The organism is Pseudomonas graminis (assembly GCF_900111735.1).
In the GTDB taxonomy this organism is placed as follows: domain Bacteria; phylum Pseudomonadota; class Gammaproteobacteria; order Pseudomonadales; family Pseudomonadaceae; genus Aquipseudomonas; species Aquipseudomonas graminis.
The window spans coordinates 389,619-398,862 of sequence record NZ_FOHW01000001.1 but is presented as its reverse complement, the minus strand read 5'-3'; the positions used below and the strand labels follow the sequence as shown (position 1 = coordinate 398,862).

The 9,244-nt window shown below is 61.2% G+C and carries 8 protein-coding genes and 1 pseudogene; 3 read left to right on the top strand and 6 right to left on the bottom strand.

Going from position 1 to position 9,244, the window contains the following annotated elements; translation table 11 throughout:
• Window positions 1-54: 54 nt before the first annotated feature.
• The 3 genes and pseudogenes from BMY98_RS01775 to BMY98_RS27975 all read right to left on the bottom strand — a co-directional run.
• Window positions 55-1,266 (bottom strand): GGDEF domain-containing protein, encoded by a 1,212-nt coding sequence (locus BMY98_RS01775; protein WP_074883788.1) that lies wholly within the window; start codon window positions 1,264-1,266, stop codon window positions 55-57.
• Window positions 1,267-1,404: 138 nt separating this feature from the next.
• Window positions 1,405-2,169, bottom strand: coding sequence for a methyl-accepting chemotaxis protein (locus BMY98_RS27980; protein WP_425438840.1), 765 nt, complete (start codon window positions 2,167-2,169; stop codon window positions 1,405-1,407).
• Between the two features lie 90 nt (window positions 2,170-2,259).
• Window positions 2,260-3,294 (bottom strand): annotated as a pseudogene (locus BMY98_RS27975) (HAMP domain-containing protein); the annotation flags it as partial.
• Window positions 3,295-3,706: 412 nt separating this feature from the next.
• On the opposite strand from BMY98_RS27975, the gene BMY98_RS01765 reads away from it, so the two are divergent.
• On the top strand, window positions 3,707-4,132 hold the full coding sequence (locus BMY98_RS01765) for a VOC family protein (RefSeq protein ID WP_074883781.1): 426 nt from the start codon (window positions 3,707-3,709) through the stop codon (window positions 4,130-4,132).
• Window positions 4,133-4,150: 18 nt separating this feature from the next.
• Here the strand turns inward: BMY98_RS01765 and BMY98_RS01760 are convergent, their stop codons facing one another.
• Both BMY98_RS01760 and BMY98_RS01755 read right to left on the bottom strand, forming a co-directional pair.
• Window positions 4,151-5,029, bottom strand: a complete 879-nt coding sequence (locus tag BMY98_RS01760) for a LysR family transcriptional regulator (RefSeq protein ID WP_074883778.1) — start codon at window positions 5,027-5,029, stop codon at window positions 4,151-4,153.
• A gap of 129 nt (window positions 5,030-5,158) precedes the next feature.
• Complete coding sequence (locus BMY98_RS01755; RefSeq protein WP_074883775.1) at window positions 5,159-6,250, bottom strand: NADH:flavin oxidoreductase/NADH oxidase; 1,092 nt, start codon at window positions 6,248-6,250, stop codon at window positions 5,159-5,161.
• Between the two features lie 84 nt (window positions 6,251-6,334).
• Between BMY98_RS01755 and BMY98_RS01750 the strand changes: the two genes are divergently transcribed.
• Entirely contained in the window at window positions 6,335-6,634 is a 300-nt protein-coding gene (locus tag BMY98_RS01750; protein ID WP_074883894.1) for an ArsR/SmtB family transcription factor, read from the top strand.
• Between the two features lie 108 nt (window positions 6,635-6,742).
• Here BMY98_RS01750 and BMY98_RS01745 read toward each other — a convergent pair whose 3' ends face one another.
• Entirely contained in the window at window positions 6,743-7,768 is a 1,026-nt protein-coding gene (locus BMY98_RS01745; RefSeq protein WP_074883773.1) for a YrzE family protein, read from the bottom strand.
• Window positions 7,769-8,031: 263 nt separating this feature from the next.
• Between BMY98_RS01745 and BMY98_RS01740 the strand changes: the two genes are divergently transcribed.
• Window positions 8,032-9,084, top strand: a complete 1,053-nt coding sequence (locus tag BMY98_RS01740) for a GGDEF domain-containing protein (RefSeq protein ID WP_074883770.1) — start codon at window positions 8,032-8,034, stop codon at window positions 9,082-9,084.
• Window positions 9,085-9,244 lie beyond the last annotated feature (160 nt).

The following is a 9,244-nucleotide window of genomic DNA, read 5'->3' as shown; positions in this document are numbered from 1 at the left end:
TTTTTAGTGGGACCGCAGTCATTCAGTCGGACCGCAGCTTGGGGGTAGGGCCCGTTAGGCCACTTCAGCGGGGGCGCAGCGCAGGCAGTCGCGGCCTTCGCCCTTGGCGGCATAGAGGGCTTTGTCGGCCATGGCGATCAGCACTTCGGCGCTGGTGTGCGGTGCGCTGGCGACGGCGACGCCCAGGCTGATGGTGACTCTGGCGCCATCGCCCAGTACCGGGTGAGGCACATTGAGCGCGGCGACCGCCAAGCGCAGGTTTTCCGCCAGCGCCCTGGCCTGGGCCGGGTGGGCGTCGGTCATGAGCACGAGGATTTCTTCGCCGCCGAAGCGGAAGGTCAGGGCGTTGGTTTTCTGCGCGGTGCGCTGAATCACGCCACTGAGCAGACGCAGGCAGGTGTCGCCCTGCATGTGCCCGTAATTATCGTTGTAGGATTTGAAGTGATCGATGTCCAGCAGGATGACCGCGACGTTCGTGGGCGCCTGCATCGAGCGGCTCCACAGCGATGCCAGCACCTCGCCCTGAAAGCGCCGGTTGAATAATTGCGTCAGCGAATCGATCCGCGCCAGTTCCGCCAATTGCGATTGCAGCAAGCGCCCGCGCAACGCAAACAGATAACTCAAGCGACTGCCGTGTTCCAGAAACCACGAGGCCATCATCAGCAGCGCCGCGGTGGAAAAGAACAGCAGCGCATTGGCCTGCCAGATCTGAAAGTCGGCGAAGTCAGCGAGGTAAGTGGTCACTAGCTGGATGACCAGCATGCAGGCCATTGATACCGCCGCACACCGCACTGGCACCTGCTGGATCACCGTGCAATACACCATGATCAGCAGCATTCCCAGTTGGTAGTGCAGCCGAAACGGACTTTCGCTGAAGATCATCACCACCAGCGGCATCACCGAACACGTGACGGTGCCGATGGCTGCCGTTGTCTCGACAGTGCGTCGGGTGCAGGCGCGGTCGGCGATGATCAGCAGAAGGATAAAGATGGGCGTCATCAGGCAGACACGGCCCACCGCCACGTAGGTAAACATGTCGTTAAGGCTGAGCCAGTCGCTGACCATGAACAGGTTGTAGATGAGGATGCCGCCGATGCCTACGGCAGTGAGAAACTGGCGGCGTTGCTCGAGCGTCTCTGCTTCGTAACGACGTTCCAGGTCAGTGCTGAAACGCAGACTGCGAAAGCGCGACGCGATGGTGCGATCGACTTCGGCAAGAAGTTGCGCGTCATTGGGGTCAGGGCGATCGAGGACAAAGGAAAGCATGTTGCACCAAAAGGGGTGGGTTACCGGACTGTGACATCACGAGTAGTGTCTTAGTGCCATCATTTCGTCGGAGCGCTGGTTTGGCAAGCACTGACCGATCAAGCGTCAGGTTTGCGATGAACAGCGCTCCGACTTGCTTCAGATACGGAAACTGCCCACCAGCTGCGTCAAGCGCACCGACTGGCGTTCCAGGTCGGAACAGGCGCGCAGCGTGGCTTGCAGGTTTTCCACGCCTTCCTGGTTCAGTGTGTTGATCTCGGTGATGTCGACGTTGATCGCCTCGACCACCGAGGTCTGCTCTTCGGTGGCCGTAGCGACCGACTGGTTCATCGCGTCGATCTCGCCGATGCGCACGGTCACGCTTTCCAGGCTGGTGCCGGCCTGGTTGGCGATGCTCACGCTTTCATGGCTCTCGCGCTGGCTCTCGTTCATGATCGACACCGCTTCACGGGCGCCGTGCTGCAACTCCTCGATCATTTTCTGAACCTGACTGGCCGATTCCTGAGTGCGATGGGCCAGGCTGCGAACTTCGTCAGCCACCACGGCAAATCCGCGCCCGGCTTCCCCGGCGCGCGCTGCTTCGATGGCGGCGTTGAGGGCCAGCAGGTTGGTCTGCTGGGAGATGCCGGTGATGACTTCGAGAATCTGCCCGATGTTGGCCGTCTTGGTGTTGAGCTGTTCGATCTGCTCGCTGGCACCGCTGATGCGCGTCGACAAGCGGTTCATTGCCTGGATGTTCTGACCGACCACGGCCTGACCGTTGGACGCCATGCTGCGGGCGTCGCTGGAATGCCCGGAAGCCATGGCGGCGTTCTGCGCGATTTCCTGCGCCGCTGCGCCGAGCTCGTTGATGGCCGCCGCGACACTGCTGGTGCGGTTGGCTTGCTGGTCGGAGTTGAGCATCGAAGAGTTCGAAGCGCTCACCACACGCAACGCGACTTCATTGAGCTGCACGGTGGAGGAGGCCACTTCGCGCATCGAGTCATGGATCCGTTCAACGAACAGGTTGAAGCCGTTGCCCAGGTAACCGAATTCGTCCTGACTGAGGACCGCCAGACGTTTGGTCAGGTCCCCTTCACCCGCCGCGATGTCGTGCATGGCACGGCCCATGGTATTCAGCGGACGCATCAGCACGTTGAGCAGCACGCCCAGCAGAAGAATGATCAGCACCACGGCGATAATCGTGGCGACGATCGCCGAGTTACGGAAATCACCCAGGGCGGCGTAGGCCTGGCTCTTGTCGACGGCGATGCCGACGTACCAGTTGACCGAAGGCAGACCGTCAACGTGAGCAAAGGTGATGACCTCCATATTGCCGGCGTGCTCGCTTTCGCTGACGTCCTCGGACAACCGCGGCGTAGCGTTCGGGTAGACCTCGGCCAGGGTTTTCATCACCAGCGAGGTGTCCGGATGCACGAGGATGCGGCCGTTGGCGTCGACCAGAAAGGCATGGCCGTCGTTCTGCAGGCGCAGCGCGCTGATCATTTTCACCAGCACTTCGAGGCTCAGATCACCGCCCGCAACGCCAGCGACTCCGGAAGGGCCTTTGACCGGCGTGGCGATCGTTACGATCAGGCCCTTGGTCACGGCGTCCAGGTAGGGCTCGGTGAGGGTGGTTTTGCCGGCCTTCAGCGCATCGGTGTACCAGGGGCGGGTGCGCGGGTCGTAATCTCCGGGCATGTCGTCAGGCGGTTGGGTCACGAACGAGCCATCGGCCTTGCCCAGGTAGATACTCATGAACGTCGAGATCAGCGTCGGCTGGCCCAGCAGACGGTTGAACACTTCAGGCGACGGCGACACGGCGGCGCCCTCGGAAACGTTTTCCACCAGCAGGATGCGTCCCGACATCCAGTTCTGGATATTACCGGCCGTACTTTCGCCCATCTGGTTCAGACTTTCCCTTAACTGATCGCGGATGGCAGTGCGTTGCAGATAATCGTTGTACAGGGTGAACAAGGTGAATGCAGCGATCACCACCAGCGAGGCCGCCAGCAGAATTTTGTGGCGGAATTTCAGGGATTTGGTCATGCCGTAGAGCCTTCAAGCGATTGCGGGGAAAGGATTGCAGTCTGTCTGCCGGTCTATCGGCGGGCGGCGCGATAGATGAATGCTTTCCTGGGTAAATCAGGCCTCTGTATGGCTGGAATCTGACAATCGGTCGTGTGGCACGGACGGCGTGTCATCAAAGGGTGTTAAGCAAAGGTGCTCGGCGAGGATCCAAGTGTGGCCGAAGTGTGGCTATCAGTTTGTAGCGCCACACGCGTGACTCTGGCGTGGCGTCGAGCAGGCAGAGGTTCGATGGCAGAGCCTGGCACGTGTTGGTGATTGATCAAAATAGTTGAGGCTCAGTAGCGCGAATATCCGCTTTCCCAACGCCTGTTTACGATCAACACTTTGCTCACGTCATCGCTGACGTCCTATCCGTCTTTAAGGATCGACCATGAGCCTCTCGCCGTTCCACCTCGCCATTCCCGTCTACGACCTTGCCGCCGCACGCCATTTCTACGGCGATGTTTTCGGTCTTTCCGAAGGCCGCTCCAGCGAGCAATGGGTCGACTTTGATTTCTACGGCCATCAACTGGTCATCCACGAGCACCCGAAAACCACTTCCCAGGAATCCGTGCACTCCAACGCGGTGGACGGCCACGACGTGCCGGTTCCGCATTTCGGCATCATCCTGCACTGGGAAGAGTGGGAGGCGTTGGCGGAGCGTCTGCGCGCCCGGGAAACCAAGTTTGTGATCGAACCCTACATCCGCTTTCAGGGCCAGGTCGGCGAGCAGGCCACCATGTTTCTGTTCGACCCGTGCGGCAACGCCCTGGAATTCAAGGCATTCAAGGACATGAGCCAGCTCTTCGCCAAATAGCCGTCTGCCGGATGGCGCTCAGCGCGACGGGTGATTCAGCGTGTCGATGACGCAATGGCGAAACAGGTCCAGCAGCGGCGTGTGCCGCTGCAGGTATTTGCTCACCAGCACGATCTCGCGGAAAAAGGTCATCTCGCCCAGATCGATGATCCGCACGTCCTCCGCATGCTCCAGCCACAACCCGGCCATGGGCACCAGGGATACGCCGAGCCCGGCGCGGACCATCTTGACGATGGCGTCCAGCTCGTCGAGCTCCAGGGTTTGCCGCACCTCGACCTTGCGCTCGCGCAAAAACTGAGTGACCCGACGGCCGCCGAACGAGCGTTGATCGTAGCGAATGAAAGGGTTCTCGCTGAGGATCTGGCGTGGGTCGTCACCCGACATGCCCGCTGGAGTGATGAGCACGAACGGCTCTCTGGCGATGACCTCGGCGTGCAGCTCCTTGGGCAGGGCAAACGGCGGTTTGATCATGATCGCCAGGTCCAGCTCGCCGGCGTCCACCTGACTGAGCAAATTCAGTGAAACGCCCGGCACCAGGCTGGCTTCAATGAACGGCGCCTTGCTGCGCAACGCCACCAGGGCCTGGGGCAAGATGCCGGTCTGCGCGGTGCTGATGGCGCCAATGCGCAGCGCGCCACGGAAGTCATTGGCGCTGTCGGGGCTGCCCATGCGCCCGAATAACTGCAGCATTTCTTCAGCCAGTGCCACGGCGCGCTGACCGGCAGCGTTGAGGGTGGCGGCGCGGCCAGTGCGGTCGAACAGGGTGACGCCGAGGGTGTCTTCGAGGTTCTTGATCTGCGCACTGACCGCCGACTGCGTCAGCCCGACCTCACGTCCGGCCGCCGCAAAGGTGCCTCGCCGCGCGACGCAGACAAAGGTTTTCAACTCTCTGATCATCGTCAGGTCCTGGATGGGGATTCAAGTCGGGCAGGGCGCATCAACAGGCGGCCGGCAGCGGATAGTACCCAGTGCCGCCGACAAATAAAAATGCCGCCTCATTGGGCGGCATTCTGTATCGCGAGACGCTTAGCGGTAGCGTTCAAGCCAGTGCGCGTAGGGAGCAGGCAGGGTCCACGAAGCTTTATCGACGCCCAGTTCTTTGGCGGCGAAATACGCCCAATGCGGATCCGCCAGGTGCGCACGGCCGATCGAGACCAGGTCCAGCTGACCATTCTGCACGGCGGCCTGAGCCAGTTTTGGATCGCCGAAACCCCATGCCGAGGTCACCGGGATATCGGCTTCGCGGCGTACGCGCTCGGCGATCGGGCCCATGAAGGCCGGGCCCCACGGGATGTTGGTTTCAGGGATGGTGAAACCGACGCTGACGCTCAGCAGGTCCAGACCGCCGGCCTTGAAGCGGCGCGCCAGTTCGATGGATTCGCTGAGGGTCTGCTCGTCACGGCCGTCGTACTCGATCACACCGAAGCGCGCGGTCAGCGGCAGGTTCTCCGGCCATACTTCACGCACGGCGGCCAGGGTTTCCAGAAGGAAGCGGCTGCGGTTGTCGAAGCTGCCACCGTAGGCGTCGGTGCGCTGGTTGGAGTGTTCGGAGAAGAAGCTCTGGCCCAGGTAGCCGTGGGCGAAGTGCAGTTCGATCCACTCAAAACCCGCTTCACGGGCGCGGCGTGCTGCGTCGACGAAGTCCTGCTTGACCCGGGCGATGTCATCGAGGGTCATTTCCTGCGGGACTTTCGGCAGGTTGGCGCCGAATGCGATGGCCGACGGCGCGATGGTCTGCCAGCCACGGGCGTCATCGGCCGCCATATGGTCGTCGCCTTCCCATGGACGGTTGGCGCTGGCCTTGCGGCCGGCGTGGGCAATCTGGATGCCCGGGACCGAGCCGGCGGCCTTGATCGCTTGCACTGCAGGAATGAACGCCTTGGCGTGCTCGTCGCTCCAGATACCGGCGCAACCCGGAGTGATACGGCCTTCAGGGGAGACGGCGGTGGCTTCGACGACCACCAGACCGGCGCCGCCGCGGGCCATGCTCGCCAGGTGAACGTGGTGCCACTCGTTGATCACGCCGTCGTCTGCCGTGTACTGGCACATTGGAGGGATGGCGATGCGGTTACGCAGGGTCACGTCCTTCAGCGTGAAGGGTTCGAACAATGCAGACATGGAATACTCCTGATGATTGAATTCGCTTGTTCGATAGTATTCGAAATATGGCGAAGAATGAAACCCCCCGCTATGATGCGCGGCATGCGCGCCTTCAAACATCCGTTACCTACCGAACTCACACTTGAGCGTTTGCTTTACGCATTAAGTGACCCCGTGCGTCTCGAAATCGTTCGCTGTCTTTCCTCGGTGGCCGAGGCCACCTGCGGTGAACTCGACGGCGGGCGGCCCAAGTCCAGCATGTCCCATCACTTTCGCGTCCTGCGCGACGCGGGCCTGGTGCACACGCGCAACATCGGGACCACCCACATGAATTCACTGCGCACTGACGAACTGGATATCCGCTTCCCTGGCTTGCTGCGGTGCATTCTGGCGCAGGCGTGAATCGGCATTTTCAGAGGTACGGAGCCGTTCGTTTCACAGCCGCAGCGCAAACAAAAATGGCCCGATCTTGCGATCGGGCCATTTTATTTGGGGGCTTGAACCTGACGCTTAGACAGCGCCGACGATCTTCGCAGCCGGTTGGGTACGACGACCCATTGCACCAGCGCCTGCCGCGACCAGGGCAGATACCACCAGGGTGAGGAGCAGGATCCAGGCGGCGCGGGAAATGTTTTTCGCCGCAACGTCAGCCGCTTCTCGGGCTTTCTGTTCTGCCTGAGCTTTCAGCTCCTGATACTTGGCGTACGCCTGACGGTAGCTGGCCTGGGCCTGATCAACGATCTGGTTGGCTTCAGCGTCGGTCTTGTTGCCGCGGGCCTTGATCAGGTTGACGAACGCCTGGCGGTCAGCCGCATCCCAGGCCTGGTCGCCCTTGGCCTTCAGCCGGTCCAGCAAGCCGCTCAGTTGCTCGTCGGCTTGTTGCGGCGCTTGAGCGCTGCGCTGGGCGGTGTTTTTAGCGTCTTCCTGGGTGGTGGCGACGTCCTGCTTGACCTTGTTCGGATCCAGCTCCGGCTTGCCGGTCTGGCGCATGGCTTGTTCGATCTCGCCCTGGATATCGTCCAGATTGAAGTCGATGCCTTGTGCACGCAGTTGCTCCTGAATCTTGCCGCCAACGGCCGGGGCCACTTGCGCGATACCGCTGCCAACTGCCGACAGGCCACTGCCTGCCAGGTTCAGACCGCCACGCACGACGCCGGTCACGGCGCTGGACACCAGGTAAACGCTGATCAGCGAAACGCTGGCCCAGACCAGAATGCCGTGGAAGGCGCCTTCGCGATGGGCCAACCGGCCGGCGGCCCAGCCCCCGACGAACAGAGAAATGACCATACTGACACCCAGCCAGATGCCGGTGCCTTTGCCCATGCCCGCTAGCGGGTCGGCTTCCTGCAACGGATCAATGCTGGCGCTGCCGATGGCGGTGCCCAGCAGGCTGAGCATGAGTGACACGACCAGTGCGAGGACCACACCGGCCAGAATGGCGCCCCAGGAAATACGTTTGAGCAAGGGTGCGACAGCGGTTCCCCGGTAGACAGGATCATCGTAGCCAGCGGGCGTTAGTTGGTCATCGCGAATCATGGTGGCAGTTCCTTTGGTCATTGGCAGTACGCAAGAATCCTTGCGCTTAATTCAATGACACTCAGGCTTTTTGGTTAGTTTTATGCCGGCGAAAAATAAAATGATGGCAAAATGCTCAAACTATCAGAATGCTGGAAATTCAAAGATCTGCCAGCAGATTAAATTGGAATTAATGTTATTCAGAATCGCGATATTGCGGCTCCCCGCATCCTGTACTTCGCTACCCCCTACGCCACCGTACATATTTTCTCCGAGACATCCTGATGAATACCCTCACCGCCGATGACCGCACTCAGGTCACTCGGGAAGCCACCGTTGAATACTGGAAACACATCATCCCGATCGTGCAGATCGCGTTCGCGATACACGTGCTTCTGCTTGGACTGTTTTTGATCGTGAACCTGCCCGTGATGTGGATCACCAACGCGGCGAGCGTCACGGCCTACATCGCCTGTCTTCTGGCGATCAAACGCCGAATGTATCGATGCGCGGGCATGCTCATCTGTCTCGAAATCATTGCCCATGCGGCCATCGCCACCTGGGTTCTGGGGTGGGACAGCAACTTCCACCTGTACGTCTTCTGCATCGTGCCCATCATCGCTTTCGGCTTTCATTCCTCGCCGGTGCGCCGCGGCTGTCTGAGCGCTGCCGTGCTGATCGTCACGGTGGGCGGGTACCTCATGCGTAACAAGGTGCCGGTGATCAGCGTCAGCGAGCAGGCCCAGGACCTGTTCGGCGCGGCCAACGCCTTGACCGCCACGGCATTGCTGCTGCATGCCACAGCACTGTCGGTGCGTTTCAACCTGTCGATGCACATGAACCTTTACCACTCGGCCCACCGTGACAGCCTGACCAACCTCTATACCCGCCGCCGCGTGCTGCAGCGCTTGCGTCAGTTGGGCGGGGGGCGCCGCGAGATCCCGACGGCGCTGGTGCTGATCGACATCGATCATTTCAAGCTGATCAACGACCAGCACGGCCACGACATGGGCGACGTGGTGCTGCAACAGGTCGCCGACGTCATTGGCCGATGCGTGCGCACCACCGACATCGCTGCGCGCTGGGGCGGCGAGGAGTTTCTGGTGTTGATGCCCAACACCCCCTTCGAGGATGCGAGGCTGATCGCCGAGCGGATACTGACGCACATTCGCGAGCAGGCCGGGGAGATCAGACAGGTGAGCCTGGCCCTCACCGCGACCCTGGCGGTGGCCATCTTGAAAGACGGGGAGATGTTCCGCGATGCGCTGAACCGGGCGGATCAGCGTTTATATGAAGGCAAGCAGGAGGGACGTAATCGGGTGATGCGGGCGGAGTGAGTGCGGTGTTGCCACTGACGCCTTCCCGGCTTAAGCCGGTCCCACAATTAAGTCCGGCGCCGGCCTTGCTGGGTGCACGCGATGCTCTTTAGCGGGACCGGCTTCAGCCGGGAAGAGGCCGGTGTGATCACCATCGATTTCGCAGCGTGCCCACTGACGC

What these genes read in the sequence shown, in the direction of transcription:
- BMY98_RS27980 (WP_425438840.1), bottom strand. Translation starts at nt 2,169, where the DNA reads ATGCTCAACTCCGACCAGCAAGCCAACCGCACCAGCAGTGTCGCGGCG.
- BMY98_RS01750 (WP_074883894.1), top strand. Translation starts at nt 6,335, where the DNA reads ATGCGCGCCTTCAAACATCCGTTACCTACCGAACTCACACTTGAGCGT.
- BMY98_RS01760 (WP_074883778.1), bottom strand. Translation starts at nt 5,029, where the DNA reads ATGATCAGAGAGTTGAAAACCTTTGTCTGCGTCGCGCGGCGAGGCACC.
- BMY98_RS01765 (WP_074883781.1), top strand. Translation starts at nt 3,707, where the DNA reads ATGAGCCTCTCGCCGTTCCACCTCGCCATTCCCGTCTACGACCTTGCC.
- BMY98_RS01745 (WP_074883773.1), bottom strand. Translation starts at nt 7,768, where the DNA reads ATGATTCGCGATGACCAACTAACGCCCGCTGGCTACGATGATCCTGTC.
- BMY98_RS01775 (WP_074883788.1), bottom strand. Translation starts at nt 1,266, where the DNA reads ATGCTTTCCTTTGTCCTCGATCGCCCTGACCCCAATGACGCGCAACTT.
- BMY98_RS01755 (WP_074883775.1), bottom strand. Translation starts at nt 6,250, where the DNA reads ATGTCTGCATTGTTCGAACCCTTCACGCTGAAGGACGTGACCCTGCGT.
- BMY98_RS01740 (WP_074883770.1), top strand. Translation starts at nt 8,032, where the DNA reads ATGAATACCCTCACCGCCGATGACCGCACTCAGGTCACTCGGGAAGCC.